At 75.3% G+C, this 16,600-nt stretch carries 12 protein-coding genes; 7 read left to right on the top strand and 5 right to left on the bottom strand.

The window, feature by feature from the left end:
- Positions 1-222 precede the first annotated feature (222 nt).
- From ADK60_RS20145 to ADK60_RS20130, 4 genes are all read left to right on the top strand, one after another.
- Entirely contained in the window at positions 223-666 is a 444-nt protein-coding gene (locus ADK60_RS20145) for a nuclear transport factor 2 family protein (RefSeq protein ID WP_052709493.1), read from the top strand.
- A gap of 196 nt (positions 667-862) precedes the next feature.
- Complete coding sequence (locus ADK60_RS20140) at positions 863-1,609, top strand: response regulator (protein WP_053647807.1); 747 nt, start codon at positions 863-865, stop codon at positions 1,607-1,609.
- A 204-nt stretch (positions 1,610-1,813) separates the two neighbouring features.
- Positions 1,814-2,275 carry a pyridoxamine 5'-phosphate oxidase family protein gene (locus tag ADK60_RS20135; protein WP_053647805.1) on the top strand — a complete coding sequence of 154 codons (462 nt, stop codon included), beginning with the start codon at positions 1,814-1,816 and terminating at the stop codon, positions 2,273-2,275.
- A gap of 99 nt (positions 2,276-2,374) precedes the next feature.
- On the top strand, positions 2,375-2,737 hold the full coding sequence (locus ADK60_RS20130) for a hypothetical protein (protein ID WP_053647803.1): 363 nt from the start codon (positions 2,375-2,377) through the stop codon (positions 2,735-2,737).
- Positions 2,738-2,758: 21 nt separating this feature from the next.
- Here ADK60_RS20130 and ADK60_RS20125 read toward each other — a convergent pair whose 3' ends face one another.
- A complete protein-coding gene (locus ADK60_RS20125) occupies positions 2,759-4,456 on the bottom strand; it encodes a sensor histidine kinase (protein ID WP_053647826.1) in 1,698 nt (565 codons plus the stop codon).
- Between the two features lie 601 nt (positions 4,457-5,057).
- Here ADK60_RS20125 and ADK60_RS20120 point away from each other — a divergent pair.
- Positions 5,058-5,960: a universal stress protein gene (locus tag ADK60_RS20120; protein WP_053647801.1), complete on the top strand. Its 903-nt coding sequence runs from the start codon at positions 5,058-5,060 to the stop codon at positions 5,958-5,960.
- A gap of 250 nt (positions 5,961-6,210) precedes the next feature.
- Positions 6,211-7,269: an Acg family FMN-binding oxidoreductase gene (locus ADK60_RS20115; protein WP_053647799.1), complete on the top strand. Its 1,059-nt coding sequence runs from the start codon at positions 6,211-6,213 to the stop codon at positions 7,267-7,269.
- Between the two features lie 57 nt (positions 7,270-7,326).
- On the opposite strand, the gene ADK60_RS20110 is transcribed toward ADK60_RS20115, so the two are convergent.
- The 3 genes from ADK60_RS20110 to ADK60_RS20100 form a co-directional block, all read right to left on the bottom strand.
- Positions 7,327-8,568: a hypothetical protein gene (locus tag ADK60_RS20110; protein WP_053647797.1), complete on the bottom strand. Its 1,242-nt coding sequence runs from the start codon at positions 8,566-8,568 to the stop codon at positions 7,327-7,329.
- Between the two features lie 334 nt (positions 8,569-8,902).
- Positions 8,903-9,448, bottom strand: coding sequence for a copper chaperone PCu(A)C (locus tag ADK60_RS42125; protein WP_159400505.1), 546 nt, complete (start codon positions 9,446-9,448; stop codon positions 8,903-8,905).
- A complete protein-coding gene (locus ADK60_RS20100; RefSeq protein ID WP_353651758.1) occupies positions 9,445-11,733 on the bottom strand; it encodes a heavy metal translocating P-type ATPase in 2,289 nt (762 codons plus the stop codon). The genes ADK60_RS42125 and ADK60_RS20100 overlap by 4 nt, the downstream gene beginning before the upstream one ends.
- A 1,446-nt stretch (positions 11,734-13,179) precedes the next feature.
- Here ADK60_RS20100 and ADK60_RS20085 point away from each other — a divergent pair.
- Positions 13,180-14,166 carry a WD40 repeat domain-containing protein gene (locus tag ADK60_RS20085; RefSeq protein WP_159400504.1) on the top strand — a complete coding sequence of 329 codons (987 nt, stop codon included), beginning with the start codon at positions 13,180-13,182 and terminating at the stop codon, positions 14,164-14,166.
- 66 nt (positions 14,167-14,232) lie between these two features.
- On the opposite strand, the gene ADK60_RS20080 is transcribed toward ADK60_RS20085, so the two are convergent.
- Positions 14,233-16,596 carry a DUF8508 domain-containing protein gene (locus ADK60_RS20080; protein WP_053647785.1) on the bottom strand — a complete coding sequence of 788 codons (2,364 nt, stop codon included), beginning with the start codon at positions 16,594-16,596 and terminating at the stop codon, positions 14,233-14,235.
- Between the last annotated feature and the right edge of the window lie 4 nt (positions 16,597-16,600).

Below are 16,600 nucleotides of genomic sequence, written 5' to 3'. Positions count from 1 at the left end.
GGGGTGGGACGGTGGGCGAGGGTGGGCCTCCCGGCCGGACGGTGGTCCCGCCCGGCGGCGCGGATCCGAGGCCCACCGGCCCCGTCCACCGGCCCCGTCCACCGGCACCGACCCTGACGCACCGTCACCAACTCACCGCCGTACCCTTGCCGAGGAACTCCGGGCCCGGATGTCCATCAGCCCACCGGGGGACATCCCCGGTCCTGTCGAGAGGAACGTCCGATGACCGCCACCGCCTCGCCGAGTGAAGTCCTGCACCAGTTCGTCCAGTTGATGGGCAAGGGCCCCGACCTGGCGGTGGTCGACCTGGTCACCGCCGATGCCGTCTTCGAACTGCCCTACCTGACACCCGGCGTGCCGCCGCAGCAGCCGGGCCGGGAGGCCTTCCTCACCCACCTCCAGCGGGGAGCCGCGATACAGCGCTTCGACGCGGTCGACCACATCGAGGTGTACGGCACGACCGATCCCGAACTCGCCGTCGCCGAGTACCGGCTGCACGGCGAGGTGCTGGCCACGGGCAAGCGCTACACCCTCGACTCGGTGATGTTCGCCCGGGTCCGGGGCGGCCTGATCACCTGGTCCCGGGTGTACACCAACCCCCTGGACGGCGCGGTCGCCTTCGGCGCCGTCGAGCGGCTGCTCGGCGCCCTCCGCCCGGCGGAGTAGTCCGGCCGGCGGAGGGCGCACCCCTCGGCGGCGGGGCGGCCCGGCGGCCCGCCACCGCGGGGCCCCGCCGCCCGTCCACCGCCGCCCGTCCACCGCACATGGGGTCGTTCGGCCCTGGGGCCGACTCGGGTCGCAGGGGATGATGCGGTGGACCCGGCGTGTGGTGTGCCGGACAGGGAGAGGGTGGAGTCGCGAGATGGCGAGCGAGACGACCGGTGCCGCCGCGCCGGCGCCGGTCAGGGTGTTCCTGCTGGACGACCACGAGGTGGTGCGCCGAGGGGTGCACGACCTGCTGGACGGCGAACCCGACCTGGAGGTGGTCGGCGAGGCCGCCACCGCCGAGCAGGCCCTGGTCCGGGTCCCGGCGCTGCGCCCCGACGTCGCCGTGCTGGACGTGCGCCTCGGTGACGGCGACGGTGTGGCCGTCTGCCGCGAACTGCGCTCCAGGATGCCCGACCTGGCCTGTCTGATGCTGACCTCCTTCGACGACGAGGAGGCACTGCTCGACGCCGTGATGGCGGGCGCGGCCGGCTATGTGCTGAAGCAGATCAGCGGCACCGACCTGGTCACCGCCGTCCGGACCGTCGCCTCCGGCCGCTCGATGCTCGACCCGGGCGCCGCGACCCGCCTGCTCAACCGTCTGCGCAGCGAGGCCCAGCCCGAGCGGCCGGCCACGGGCGGACCGGAGCTGACCGCCCGCGAGCAGGAGGTGCTCGCGCTGATCGGCGAGGGTCTGACGAATCGTCAGATCGGTGAACGGCTCTACCTCGCCGAGAAGACGGTCAAGAACCACGTGTCCCGGTTGCTCGCCAAGCTGGGTGTGGAGCGACGCGTCCAGGCCGCGCTGATCGCGACCGAGCTGCGCCGGTCGGCGGCCGCCGAGCGGGTCCCGGAGCGGTCGGCCCACCATGCGCGCGTCCTCGGCCACGGCTCGCGCGGCTGACGGCTCGCGTGCTGACGGCTCGCGCGCTGACGGCGGCCCCGGGCCGGACGGGCGTGCGCGCTGACGGCGGCCCCGGGCCGGACGGGCATGCGCGCTGACGGCGGCCCCGGGCCGGACGGGCATGCGGGCGGACGCGCGGGAGGGACTCTCGGCGGGACCATCGGCCCTCGCCCCGCCCCCGCCCGGCGGGTGACGATCGCTCGCATGAACGCCGATCGTGAAGCCGCGTCCGTGCAGGTCGAGCCGCCCGTCGGGCGGCGGCCGGGGGGTGCCGGGCCGGGGAGTGCCGGGCCGGGAGGTGCCGGGCCGGGGCCCGGCCTGGACGAGGCCCGTGCGCTGGAACTGTTGCGCCGCACCGGCGTGGGCCGCGTGGTCTACACGGTCGGCGCCCTGCCGGCCGTCCTCCCGGTCCGCTTCCGGCTGGACCCGCTCGGCGGCGTGCTGCTCTCGACGGCGCCCGGCTCCGAACTGGCCCGCGCCGTCGACGGCGCCGTGATCGCCTTCGAGGCCGACGAGGTGGACGGAGCCGACGGTACCGGCTGGTGCGTCACCGTCCTCGGTCGCGCGGAGGTCCGCCGCCCGTCCCCGGCGTCCGGCGCCCGCGCGGAGATCCGCATCGCCCCCGAACTGGTCGTCGGCCGCCACCTGGCCCCCGACGCGGTCTGAGGGTCCGGCCGGGGCGCGCGGCCAGGCGTTCGGAGCAGTCGGCCTCCCGGTCCGCTCGCGCGCGGACGGGCCGCGGTGGACGATCGCCGCATGACAGCCATGCGTACACGAAGTGCCCGTCTCGCGGCCGCGGCCGCTCTCTCCGTCCTGGCCCTGGCTCCGGCGGCCTCGGCGGCCGTCCCCAGTGCCGCCTCCGCGCCCGCGCCCCGGCTGGCCGCCTGCAACGAGGTCGGCACCCGGCAGTCCGGTGACTTCCTGATCCAGACGCGCCTCGAGGCCTCCGGCGGGTTCGTCGGGAGCTACCCCGGCTACACGATCACCAAGGTCGAGGGCGCCACCCTCCTCGGCACCCCGTTGTGCATCACCGTCACCGACGGGGGGCCCGGCACGGACCACGTGTCGGTGACCATGGCCGCCGCGGTCGGCAGGATCACGGTCTTCGCCAAGCGCGCGGCCGCCTGAGTACGGTCCGGGCCGCGCCCGCTACACGCCCAGCGGAGCCTCCCACACCAGACGGGTGCCGCCGTCCTCGGCGGCGTGGAGGTCGAAGGTGCCGCCCGCGCGGTCGGCCCGTTCGGCGAGGTTGCGGAGCCCGCTGCGGCGTCCGGCGGGCGCGATGCCCACGCCGTCGTCCGTCACCGTGAGCGTCACCGTGCCGCCGGCCGCGCGCAGGGCCACCTCCACCCGGCTCGCGCGGGCGTGCCGGGCGGCGTTGCTGAGGGCCTCGCCGAGAACGGCCATCACGTGCTCGGCCAGCTCCTGCGGCACATCGGTGTCGAGCAGCCCCTCCATGCTGAGCCGCGGCGCGAAGCCCAGGGTGGCCCGGGCCTCACCGACGGCGCGGGTGGCGCGGGCGCGCAGGCCCCGGTCGGGTTCGCTGTGGGCGCGCAGGCCGAAGATGGTCGAACGGATGATCTTGATGGTCTCGTCCAGGTCCGCGACCGCCCGGCTCACCCGGTCGGCCGCGCTCCGGCTCTCGATCAGCCGCCCCGCGCTCTGCAGGGTCATACCGGTCGCGAACAGTCGCTGGATCGCCAGGTCGTGGAGGTCCCTGGCGATCCGGTCGCGGTCCTCCAGGAGTGTCAACTGCTCGGCGTCCCGCCGCCGTTCCGCCAGTTCCAGGGCCAGCGCGGCCTGGTCGGCGAAGCCCAGCAACGGGCCCGTCTCCTCGGCCGTGAACGGCGGCTGCCCGTGCGCCCGGGCCAGCAGCAGCACACCGCGCCCGAACCCCCCGCCGGTGCCCAGCGGCACCGCGACGGCCGGACCCAGCCCGGAGAACCGCCCCGGGGGCCCCGCCGGGAACCGCTCGTCGTGCTCCAGCTCGTCACTGGTCGCCGGTGAGCCCGAGGCGTAGGCGGCGCCGGACAGCGTGCCGTCCACCGGCACCGTCACCCCGAGCCGGGCCTCCGCCCGCCCGCCCAGCGCGACCTCCACCGTCAGTTCGGCCGCCCGCTCGCCCGGATCGGCCAACGCCACCGACACATCGGCCAGTTCGGCGCCCGCGATCTCCCGGGCCCGGCGCCCGATCAGCTCCACGACCTCCAGCCGGGGCGCGCCGGAGAGCAGGCTGCGGGTGATCTCGGCGCTCGCCCGCAGCCACCGCTGCTGGCGCTGCGCCTCCTCGTACAGCCGGGCGTTGTCGATGGCGACCCCGGCCGCGACCGCCAGGGTCGAGATGACCGCCTCGTCGTCCGCGTCGAAGTCCAGTCCGCCCCGCTTGTCGGTCAGGTACAGATTGCCGAACACCTCGCCGCGCACCCGGACCGGCACCCCGAGGAAGGTGTGCATCGGTGGGTGGTTCGGCGGGAAGCCCACCGAGGCCGGGTGCTCGGAGAGGGTGGGGCAGCGCAGCGGCCGCGGGTCGCGGATCAGCTCGCCGAGGATGCCCCGGCCGGTCGGCTGCGGGCCGATCGCCTCGATCTCCCGGGGGCTCAGGCCGACCGTCAGGAACTGCGAGAGCGAGTGCCCGTCCGCGCCGATCACCCCGAGTGCCGCGTAGCGGGCGTCGACCAGGTCGGCGGCGGCCTCGACGATCCGGTGCAGCGCCTGGGTGAGGTCCAGTTCGCGGCCGACCGCGAGGACCGCCTCCAGCAGGCTGTGCACCCGGTCCCGGGTGCCGCGCGCCGCGTCGATCCGCCACTGGAGCTCCTCCAGCAGCTCGTCCAGGCGCAGCTGCGGGATCCGCGGGCCGCCGCCGGACGATGCGCGGGGCTGCGGTGCTTCTCCTGCTCGGCCGGACTGCCAGGGCTGGCCGGGGTGTCGCGGCTGCCCCGGGTGGGCGGGGCAGCCGGGCGGCGCGGTGCCGTCCGTCCGTCCGCGCTGCTCTCCGCCGGTGCCCGTCCGCGTGTCCTCCGCGCCGCCCACCGGCGTCCTCCTCGTGTGTTCGTGCTGCTGGTCCGGAACCGCCCGAGGCAGTCCGACAGCCTGACGGACGTATGGTCCGATCAGGTGGTTTGTCGGATTCACGTTAGTGCCGCAGGCACGTGCGGGGGACGCCGGGGTCGGTCACGAGCAGGACGGGAGAGGTGCGTGGCCGTTCGCGCGCCGGTCGGCAGCCACCCCCGCGCCCCCGGCCCCGATCCAGGCCCTACGACCCGGCGGACAGGGCCTTGTGGCCCCTGGCCGCCGAACGGTCCGCCGACCAGGGTGGGGGAGGGCGCCGACGGTGCGTCAGCGCACGCCGAGGGCGCGCGTCCGACAACTGCCCGGTACCCGAAGTGCCACCCGGAAGTGCCCCCGACGGTGCGCCCCGCACCGCGGACCCGCAGCGGAAGGAACACCCATGACGCCCGCAGTCCTGGCCGGAGTCGACGGCTCGCCCGAGAGCACCGTCGCCGCTCACTGGGCCGCCGGGGAGGCGCTGCGGCGGGGCGCCCCGCTGCGGCTGCTGCACGCCTGGCCGTGGCTCACCGACGGGCGCGCCTCGTTCGCCGACCCGGAGGACCTGCCGGTGGCCGCCCAGCGGATGCTGGCCGCCGTGGCGGAGGAGGTCGCCGCCCGGCACCCGGGCCTCACCGTGCAGACCGATGTGGTGCTCGACGCCGCCGTGGACGGCCTGGTCGCGGCCACCGAGGCCACCGAGGACGCGGATCTGCTCGTCCTCGGCTCACGCGGCCTGGGCGGCTTCAAGGGGCTGCTGGTCGGCTCGGTGAGCATGGCGGTCGCGGGCCGCGCGGCCGTCCCGGTCGTGGTGGTCCGGCAACCGGGGCCGGAGACCGGCACGGAGAGCGCCGGGGAGACCGGGGCCGTGCCCGAGGTGGTGGTCGGCGTCGACGCGGGCGCGCCGAGCGACACCGTGCTCGACTTCGCCTTCCGCGAGGCCGAACTGCGTGGCGCCCGCGTCCGCGCCGTGCACGGCTGGAACCTGCCGGCGTCCTTCGCGGTGGTCGGCTTCCTGCCCTCCGGCACCGAGACGGCCCAGCTCCAGGCCGCCGAGGAGAAGGCCCTGGCCGCAGCCCTGGCCGCAGCCCTGGCCGGCCACCGCGCCCGGCACCCGCAGATCGAGGTCGTCGAACAGGCCCGGCTGGGAGCGGCCCGCACCCTCGTCGAGGACACCGAGGGCGCCGCCCTGCTGGTGGTCGGCCGCCGTAGCCGCCCCCACGACCTCGCCCCCCGCCTCGGCCGCACCACCCACGCCGTCCTCCACCACGCCCACCCCCCGATCGCCGTCGTCCCCCACCCCTGAACGCATCGCCGGTGTCGCGGTAGTAGTCGTCGAGGTGGTGGTCCCCCTCCTCGCGCCGGCCGGTGCGTGCTCCTCCGGTCCGATGGCGGGCACGGAGAGTAACGCCGGCCGCCGACAGTGCCGGGGCACCGGCGGCGAAGCGGGCCGTTGGACCCTTTGCGACGGGCGCGGGGGCGGCGCACGCTCGGGGGTATCGGGGCGTGCGGCGATGAGGCAGGGCCCCGGGTGTCGAGGCCAGGAGAGGATCACCATGACCCCATCAGCTCTCACTCCGGCCGACCTGCGGATGCTCGCCGTCGCGGGTGGGGCGGCGCCGTCGCTGCACAACAGCCAGCCGTGGCGCTTCCGGCCGACCCCGGACGGCCGGGGTGTCGAGGTGTACGCCGATCAGGGCCGGGCCGTGCCGCTCGCCGATGCCAGTGGTGCCGCCCTGCACATCGCGGCGGGCGCGGCGCTGTTCAATCTGCGGGTCGCGGGTGCCCGGCTCGGCCGGGCGGCCGCCGTCCGGCTGCTGCCCGATCCGGCGGACCCGCAGCTGCTCGCCGTCCTGGACCTGTCCGGGCCCGCCGGGACGGCCGGTACCGCTGGGACGGGCGGCGCAGGTCCGTTCGGCCGGGACCTCTACCCCGCGATCGCCGAGCGCCGCTCCAGCCGGCGGCCGTTCACCGACCAGGACGTCCCGGAGGCGGTCGCCGCCGAGCTGGTCGCCGCCGCCGGGGAGGAGGGCACGACGCTCGCCGTCCTGGGGGAGGCGGGGGTGCGGCGGGTGCTCGCGGTCACCACGGAGGCCGAGGACCGGATCGCCCACGACCCCGCGCGGCAGGCCGAGACCCACTCCTGGCTCCGGCCGGACGCCGGGGACGACGCGGGCGCACCCGCCGCCGTCGACGGGCTGCCGTACGCGGTGCTCGGCCCGCAGGACCACGACGCCCGGGTGCCGACGCGCGAGTACGCGGGGCGGCCGCCGCACCACGAGGGGCCGGCGCAGCCGTCCGAACGGTTCGAGGCGCTGCCCCGGCTCTGCACGCTGAGCACCCCGGGGGACGGCCCGGCGGACTGGCTGCGGGCAGGGCAGGCGCTGGAGCGGGTCTGGCTGCTGGCCACCGTGCACGGACTGCGGCTGACGGTGTGGCACCAGCCGGTGGAGTGGCCCGACCTGCGCTGGCGCCTGCGCGACCCGGCCGACGGGCCCCGCCACGTCCAGCTGGTGCTGCGGCTGGGTTACGGCCCGGCCGGCGTGGCGACCCCGCGCCGCCCGGTCGAGGACGTGCTGGACCTGTCGGCACGCCCCGGGCCGTCACCGGCGTAGCGGCGCCGGGCCCGGTCGGGGCGGGCCGGGCCGGGCCGGGGCGTGCCGACCGGACGGTCAGGCCTTCAGGTCCGCGAGGTCCTTGATGTCCTGGTAGCCCAGGCCCAACGAGTTGTACAGCCGCACCTGCTCCTCGTTCATGGCGCCGTCCCGGGTCAGCTCCTTGACCTGGGCGTCGGTGAGCGGCGCGGCCGGTCCGTCCGTGCCACCAGCGCCGCCGCCCGCGGCGGCGAGCTCGCCGAAGAGGCCGTTGATGTCCTCGGCGGCGAGTTCGGTGGCGCCGGCGGGCGCCTGGACGGCCGGGGTGTCGTGGCCGAACGCGATCCGGAGCGGCAGCGGCGTGCCGGGACCGGCCTTCTCCTCCAGCTGGGCCAGGTCGAAGGTCACGGCGGACAGCGCGCCGCCGTCGAGGTAGAGGTCCAGCGCCAGCGGGCGGTCCGGCACCTTGGCCGGGGCGGACTTGGGCAGCTTGCCGAGGTTCGGGATGTCCTTGGCGAGCGGCTCGACGGCCTTCAGCAGGTCGTCCGTCAGCTTGCGGGCCGGGGCGGTGACGGTGATCCGGTCCTTGCCGTCCTGCTTGCCCTTGTCCTCGAAGGACAGGTCGCGGGTGAGGATGTCCTTCAGCGAGGCGTTGAGGCTCTCCGCGGCCTTCGGGTCCAGGGTCGGCGCGGGGGTCGCGGCCCCGCCCGCCCCGCCGGTGCCTCCGGTGCCGCCCGTGGCTTCGAGGGCCTTCGCGTCGAAGCTGACCCACTGGCCCTTCAGCGCGTTCCCCAGGGCGGTGGGCAGGCCCTCGGCCAGCCCCTCGACCTCGGCGGCGTTCTCACCGACGAGCTGCGCGAACCCGGCGAGGTCCCCGCGCGCGTAGGACTTGCCGCCGACCTGGCGGAGCTCGGCCAGCGGTGCGCCGCCCTTGCCGGTCAGCGTGTAGGAGGCCGAGACCGACGGGTCGGCGGCCGTTGCGGCGCCGTTGCCGGCACCGGCGCCCTTGGTCGGCCGGATCTCCTTGAGCGGCTTGTCCGCGCTGAAGGCGATCGACAGGCTGACGGCGGCCAGCGCGGCCGCGCTGTCCTTGTCGATCTCCTCACCGGTGGCCGCGCCGAAGGCCTGGATCTGCGCGGGGGTGGCGTCGACCGACAGCTTGGCGCTGAAGGACTTGCCGCTGCCGAAGGTCTCGAAGGCCTTCGACACCTTGTCGGCCGCGTTGAGCTGCTGGACGGTCCCGCACGCGGCGAGGCCGCCGGCGAGGACGGCGCCGCAGGCGGCGGTGGCCAGGGCGGTACGGGCGGACCGGCGTATCACGGTACTGATGGGAGGACTCCTCGGTGCGGGGCAGGGCTGCCGGGCGTGCGACCGCCACCACCCTCCGCGAACGGCGCGACGGCGCGACGGTACGTACGACGGCGCGACGGCGCCACGGGGTGACGGCGTGACACAGGAAAGCACGGACTCCCTGGTCAGAGCATCCGAATTCCCGGCGGCCCCCGGAAGGGCGGTCCACAAACTACCGGGCCCGACCGACAGTCCGTCGGCCGGGCCCGGAGTCCCCGGCCGGGTGGGCCACCGACCCTCGACGCGAGTGGCCCACCCGGTGGGGCCGAGGAGGCGTCGGACGGGGGCCGGGCCTCCTCGGGGTTCAGCTGCGGCGGCCGCCGGGTGGGCGGACCTCCGCCTTGACCCGCAGGGCGGGGCTGTTACGGAAGGTCAGGGTGAACTCCACCCACTGGCCGACCTTCAGAGGGGGTGGATTTATGATCATCAGATCGGCATCCTCCGGGGACATGGCCAGCTCCCCCCGCTCGGGGACCTCAAGGGCCGTGACCGGGGCCCAACTGCCCGCCGCGCCCTGGTGCAGATGCCGCTTCAGGGTCACCTTGCCGCCGAACTCCCAGCTGGCGCCGGTGAGTTCGTCCGGTATGTCGCCGGGGTTGCGGACCGTGAAGAAGGCCGCGGTGGACGGGACCCCGCCCGCCGACGGCAGGAGCAGCCAGCCCGGCCCGACCTCGACCGGGCGCGCGGTGCCGGCGCCGCCGACCGCCGTCCACCCGGACAGCAGCGCCAGCGCCACCGCGGCGGCCCCGACCGGCGGTCCGACCACCTTCAGCCGTTCGACCACCCTCGCCCGCCCGGCCACCCCCGCCCGCCCGACCGTCCGGCCCCCGGCCGCGGACCGTCCGCTCACCACGCCGCACCCGCCGAGCGCCGCGCCCGGGCCGGCCGCGGGGCCCGACCGCCCCCGCGTTCGTCCGCGGTGCCCCGCCCCGGGCGCCAGGTCCGCAGCCGCAGGCTGTTGCCCACCACCAGCAGCGAACTCAGCGACATCGCCACCGCCGCCAGCATCGGATTCAGCAGCCCCACCGCCGCCAGCGGAATCAGCACCACGTTGTAGCCGAACGCCCACACCAGATTGGACCGGATCGTCCCCAGAGTGCGCCGGGCCAGCCGGACGGCGTCCACCACCGCCTCGATGTCCCCGCGCACCAGGGTCAGTCCGGCCGCGCCGATCGCCGCGTCACTGCCCGAGGCGAGCGCCACCCCGAGGTCCGCCGAGGCCAGCGCCACCGCGTCGTTGACCCCGTCGCCGACCACCGCGACCGTCCGGCCGGCGGCCCTCAGCTCGGCCACCACCTCCGCCTTGCGCTCCGGGGAGGCCGAGGCGTGCACCCGTTCGATGCCCAGCTCCTCCGCGACCGCGCGCGCCGCCCCCGGACCGTCGCCGGTCAGCAGCACCGGCTCCAGGCCCATGCCGCGCAGCCGGTGCAGCGCACGCCAACTGCCCGAGCGCAGGGTGTCGCCGACCGCCAGCACGGCCACCGGCAGGCCGTCCAGTTCCACCACCACCGGCGTGCGGCCCGCCGCCGAGGCGTCCGCGAGCGCGGCCGTCAGCTCGGCGGGCAGCGGTTCTGCGGCCTCGTCCGGGCGGACCACCCGCACCCGGATCCCCTCGACCTCGCCGGACACCCCGACCCCGGTGGTGGCCGCGAACCCGGCCACCACCGGAAGGGGGTCGGAGCCGCACCGGGCTCGGGCCGCCCCCACGACAGCCCGCCCGACCGGGTGCTCCGAACGGTGCTCGACGGCTCCGGCGAGCCGCAGCACCCGCTCCTCGTCGACCCCCGCGCCGGCGGCCACGGCCACCGCCGCGAGCTCCATCCGACCGGTGGTCAGGGTGCCGGTCTTGTCCAGCACCACGGTGTCGACCCGGCGCAGGCTCTCCAGCACCTCCGGGCCGCGGACCAGGACGCCCAGCTCGGCGCCCCGCCCGGTCGCCGCCAGCAGCGCGGTCGGAGTCGCCAGGCCCAGCGCGCACGGGCAGGCCACCACCAGCACGGCGACCGCCGCCGTCACCGCCGCCTGCGGGTCGGCGCCCGCCCCCAGCCAGAAGCCGAGCACGCAGACCGCCACCGTCAGCACACAGGGCACGAACACCCCGGCGACGGTGTCCGCCAGCCGCTGCGCCCGCGCCTTGCCGGCCTGGGCGTCCGCCACCAGCGCGGTGATCCGGGCGAGTTGGGTGTCCGCGCCGACCGCAGTCGCCCGCACCACCAGCGCCCCGCCGACGTTCACCGTGGCGCCCGCCACCCGGTCGCCCGGGCCGACCTCCACCGGCACCGACTCGCCGGTCAGCAGACTCAGGTCGAGCGCCGAGCCGCCCTCCACCACCAGGCCGTCGGTGGCCACCCGCTCACCCGGACGGACCACGAACTCCTGCCCCGGCAGCAGCTGTTCGATCGGCAGCAGCCGCTCCTCGCCGCTCCGCGGATCGCGGACGCACACCTGCTTGGCGCCCAGCTCGGCCAGCGCCCGCAGCGCGGAACCGCTGCGCCGCCGCACCCTGCCCTCCAGCAGGCGCCCGGCCAGCACGAACAGCGGCACCCCGACGGCGGCCTCCAGATAGACGTGCGCGGTGCCGCCGCCGTCCGCGGTCAGTGAGAACGGCATCCGCATCCCGATCGCGCCGGCCCCGCCGAACAGCAGCGCGTAGGCGGACCAGGCGAAGGAGGCGACCACACCGAGGCTCACCAGGGTGTCCATGGTCGCCGCCGCGTGCCGCAGGCCCCGCAGGGCCCGGCGGTGGAAGCCGGCCGAACCCCAGCTCACCACCGGCAGGGCCAATCCGAAGCAGACCCACTGCCAGCCCGGGAACTGCGCGGACGGCACCATCGACAGCACCAGCACGGGCACCGCCAGCAGCGCTGTCACCAGCAGCCGCCACCGCTCCCCGGCCTCCTCCTCCGCCGGCCCGCCGGACGGCACCCCGTCCGGCGCCAACTCGGCGGTGTAGCCGGCCCGTTCGACCGCCGCGACCAGCTCCTCCAGACCCACCCCGGCCGGGTGCAGCACCCGGGCCCGCCCGGTGGCGAGGTTCACCCCGGCGCTCACACCCTCGATCCTGGCCAGCCGCTTCTCCACCCGGCTCACACAGGCCGCGCAGGTCATCCCGCCGACCGCAAGGTCGGTGGACACCAGCGCCTCGGACTCCGCGGCCGCCCTCACCGGGCCGCCCCCATGTCGTGCCCCATTCCGGGCTTCCCGCCGCCTCCGCCACCGGGCGTCAGCCCGGGCGTCACCGGCCCGGCGCCGCGCCCCACCGCGAACGCCACGACGAACACCACTACCAACAGCAGGGCGAACCCCGCGAGCACACTCAACGGCCGGGCACCCGGCGACATCCCACTCACGCCCCACCAGTCGTGCCCCCGGCCCGCCGGGTTCCCGCGCACCCCGAATGACCCGGATCACATACCCGTCCGGCCCAGCGCTGGGCCGGACGGGTATGCGCGGGCGGGCCCGGCTCTTCCCTCTCTCGCGCTGCCCCGAGCGGTTTCGGGTCGGCGGGTCCGGGCAGTGCCCATCCTGGTCAGACGGCCAGTCAAATGAGCTGACCTGTATGGATGTAGGTCAGATTTAAATTCCGTCGATGTCGAGCCATGATGTCCGGATGACAGTTCTCGGCAGGGTGTTGGCATGGGTAGGGGCGGTCGTCGGGTCACTGGCAGCGGCTGTCCTGGTGGTCGTCGCAGTGGTGGTCGACCTGGACACGGCGGACCGGGTCGCTTCCGTGGTGGGGGCTCTGGCAGGGATCGCCGCGCTGGGGGTGTCGGTCCAGGCCTTGCTACGGTCGACCGCGCCGCCCCCGAGCCCGACCGGGTCGCCGTCGCCCGTGGGGGCTCCGGCCACGCCGTCCACCGTGATCGTGACGCGTGACCGTTCGGTGCACGCGGCGGGGAATCTTCGGGCGGACGTGGAGACCGGCGACCACTACGTGGACGCCCCCGGGCGGCCCGCTCGTCAGGCGCGACGTGACCGGAACGAGCGGTCGAAGCCGCTGCCGCCCGGGTCGTTCAGCATCGACGAGTCCAGGTCGGTCTCCGCCGGGGGCGACATCTCGGGGGTGATCCGAACCGGCGACACCTTCGAGTCCGGGCCCGGTGCTTCGGGGCCGTCCGGTAGTGGCGGTGGCGTATGACGAGTCCCCCCGGACCGGATGACGAGCGACCGAGACCCACCCGACCGCCTCGTCCGTCACCGGCCGAGGCCGATTCGGTCAGGATCGACATCGAGCGGAGTGCCTCGGCCGGACGCGACATGAACGGTCACTTCTTTACGGGTGACCATGTGAACGTCACCGAGCACCACGTCTACGTTTCGAGTGGGGACTTCGGTCGGTGGGGTGCGGCCGGCGGGGCCGCCGACCAGGAGCTCGGCCCGCGGGTCCCGAAGCCGCGATCCGCTCCGCGGCCCGGCGAGGCCACGGCGGCCGCGCCGGTCGGGCGCGAGTCGAAGTCGTCCGACGGGAAGAAGGGAGGAGCGGGCATCGGCTTCGTTGTCCTGCTGCTCGTCATCGGGGCGATCGTCTCCCAACTTCAGGGTCGCGGATCGTCGGTGGTCGGTCCGATCGAGGCGACGGCCGTGCTCGACGACCTCGAATCGGCGCGAGCGGTGGCATTCTCGGCCGACGGTGCCGCGCTGATCGTGGCCGGCGACAGCGGGATCACCCGGCGGTGGGAAACTGCCACGCGAAGGGCGACGATGCTCCTGCCCGATGCGGTGCCGGGCGGTGGCGGCCACGCGGTGCTCAGCCCCGACGGGCGGACCCTCGCCACCAGCACCATGAACAAGATCCGGTTGACCGAGGTCGCGACCGGTACCACAATCGCCCAGATCACGGTGGGGAACATCCTGGAGACGGTGTCCCTGATGGTCTTCAGCCCGGACGGTCGGAGTCTTGCCTCGGCGGGATCCGGTGACCGGGTTCGGGGTTGGGAGGTCGCGACCGGGAAGCAGACCTTCACGGTCGGTCGTGGTGTGACCGCCTCTGCGGTGGCCTTCAGCCCCGACGGGACCCAGCTCGCGATCGTCGGAGCCTCGGGCGGCGACCCGGGGCTCCGGCTCTGGAACCTCACGACCAGCACGCCCGTGTCCGGTCTCGCCCTGGAACACGACGGGTACTCCGGTCGGTACGCGGTCGCGTTCAGCCCGGACGGGCGGACTCTCGCGGTGACCGCCGGCAACAAGGTGCGGTTCATGGACGTCGGTCTGGGCCAGCTCACGCCGGTCACGTTGAGCATCCGCGGCGGCGATGTCACCGACCTGGCCTACGCACCGGACGGCCGGGTGCTGGCCACGGCGACCACGGGGACCGCCGCGTACCTGTGGGACGTCGCGGGTGGCACGACGTTCGCGACGCTGAGGGGCTACGACGGCTCCGTCCGTGAGGTGGTGTTCAGCCCTGACGGACACCGGCTGGCCACGGCGGGGTCCGATCGGACCGCCCGGCTCTGGTCGGTTCCCTGTGTGACGCCGGATGTGTCGGCCACAGGCCCGTCGGCCGGCGGTCCGGTCCCGCCGGTTTCCTGTCGGCCGGCGGCGACGGGACGGAACGACCGTGGTGCCTGACGGTGCTACCCGGCCGCAGTGGCGCGGCCCCCGGGTGCCGGGGGCCGCACCACTGCGGGGAGCGCGTTACGGCAGCGGTATCCGGACGATCTGCGGGTCGTGGTCGCTCAGCTGGGTGGCGAACTCGCTGTTGAGGTGGACGATGTCGTAGCTGTAGGCGCGGGCCGCGAGGGCGGGGGAGATCAGGATGTGGTCGAGCACCTGGGAGTTGCCCTCGTAGACGTAGGTGTACCGCTCGGCGAGGGGGAGGGTGCGGGGGAGGTCGACCAGGGAGCCGCCGGCGGTGAGGAGGTCGGCGGTCTGCGAGAACTCGAAGTCGTTGAGGTCGCCGAGCACGATCACCGCGGCGTTCGGGTCGACGGCGAGGATCTGGTCGGTGAAGGTCCTGACCGCCGTGGCCTGCGCGTGGCGCTGGGTCTCGGAGGGGCGGGCCGGCGGCTGGTAGCGGCCGAAGAGGGGCTGGTCGCCGCCCTTGGAGTTGAAGTGGTTGGCGATCACGAACACCGGGCGGCCGTTCCAGCGGAACTCACCCGCGAGCGGCTTGCGGCTGGCGTTGAAGGCCGGGTTGGCCGGGTCTATGCGGCCGGGGGAGTAGGCGAGGGCGGGCACGCCGCCGTTGTTGACCACGGAGTCGGCGGTGGTGGAGCCGGCGCCCGGGCGGTCGGTGAAGCTCAGGCCCCGGTCGGTGCGGTAGAGGAACACCTGGCGGATGTTGCCGCCGGGCTGGCCGCCGTCCTGGTCGTTGACCGGGTTGAGCTGGCGGTAGGAGTAGGCCGGGCCGCCGGCCGCGGTGATGGCGGCGGTGAGCTTGGCCAGGGTCTGGTCGGCGGCGACCACGCCGTTGTCGGTGGCGCCGGAGTTGTCCTGGATCTCCTCCAGGGCGACCAGGTCGGGCGAGCGCAGGTTGGTGACGACGGCGGCGGCGAGGCCGTCGAACTTGCTCTGCGGGTCGCTCGGCGCGAGGTTCTCGACGTTGAAGGTCGCCGTGGACAGTTCGCCGGCGGCCGGTGCGGCGGTGGTCTCCGGGGCGAGGCCGCCGGGGAGGACAGCCGGGGTGGCGGTGACCAGCAGCTTGAAGTTGCCGAAGGAGTAGTCCAGGACGCCGACCGTGGCGCCGGAGAGGGTGTCACCGACGTTGGCGGCCGGGGTCGGCGCGAGCACGTCGTCCAGCAGGACCCGCTCGGGGTTGCCGTCCGCGGCCTGGAGCAGGATGCCGCCGCGGGCGGTCCTGGTGGTGGAGCCCTGCGGGACGACCGGGATCTCGCCGACGGAAGTCCTCGGCCCGACCACGGCGGCGTTGGTCAGCTGGACCCGCATGCCCTCCAGCGACTCCCAGAAGTCCAGGCCGTCGGTGGCCGGTTGGAAGCCGCCGGCGGTCTCGACGTCGCCCGTGGTGACACCGGAGATCACGGCGGCGGGCGGGACCCGGCCGCCGGAGCCGACCAGGGTGGCGGCGGGCAGCGCCACGTTGTGGGCGAGCACGGTGGTGGTGGGCGCGGTGAGTTCGGTGACGGTGAGGTTGGTGGTGCCGCCGGTGCCGCCGGGGCGGTACTCGCTGACGGTGCCGCCGACCTGGACGGAGTCGCCGACGGCCACGCCGGGGGCGCTCGCCGTGTAGACGTAGACCGCCTCGCTGGTCGCCGGGTCGGCGTCGGGCTGCGGGTCCTGGAACCAGTAGCCGCTCGGGCCGACCGCCGTGACCACGCCGGGGACGCCGGTGACCGGCTGGCCCGCCAGCGGGGAGGTCCGGGCGGCGCCCTGGATGCCGTGGATCCGGGTGCCGCCCGTCCCGCCGCCGGAGGTCGAGTTGCGCGGGGCGGGGGCGGTGACGGCGAAGTCGGCCGCGTTGTTGTCGGTGTCGGTGGCGCCGCCGCCGGCCCGGACCGCCGCGGTGGTGTTGGCGAGGTTCCCGGTGGGCGAGCCCTCGGCGGAGGAGGCGGTCGTGCCGTAGCCGACGAAGTCCTTGACCCCGGGCTGGCCGGCGCAGCCGGTGGCGCAGGTCAGCGCGGTGGAGTTGGTGACCAGTGCGACCTTCCCGGCATTGGCGCCCATCGCGATCGTGCCGGTCGCGTCCGGCGTCGGGAGGGCGGCTCCGGAACCGGCCCCGGCGGCCTCCTGCACCAAGTAGTACTTGCCGGGGGCGATGGTGCCCGACAGAGTGGTCCGCGTCCAGGAGGATCCGGCGGCCGAGGCGTACTGGACGGTCCAGCCGGTGACGCTGACCGGGGTGGTGCCCCGGTTGTACAGCTCGACGAAGTCATTGGTGTACGGCGCGCCGGAGTTGCCGCCGCCGCCGTACACCTGGCTGATGACGAGGTCCGGGGACACGGCCTGCGCGGGGCCGGCGGGCAGCGCGGTGAGCGCTCCGACGACGGTGGCGGCCGATGCCACCGCCAGTGCGCGGAGCCGGACTCGATCGGTTCGCCGCATGGGC

This window comes from Streptomyces sp. XY431 (assembly GCF_001279805.1).
GTDB classification, from domain to species: Bacteria; Actinomycetota; Actinomycetes; order Streptomycetales; family Streptomycetaceae; genus Kitasatospora; species Kitasatospora purpeofusca.
The sequence above is the reverse complement of the archived record's forward strand: the minus strand, read 5'-3'. Positions and strand labels throughout refer to the sequence as shown.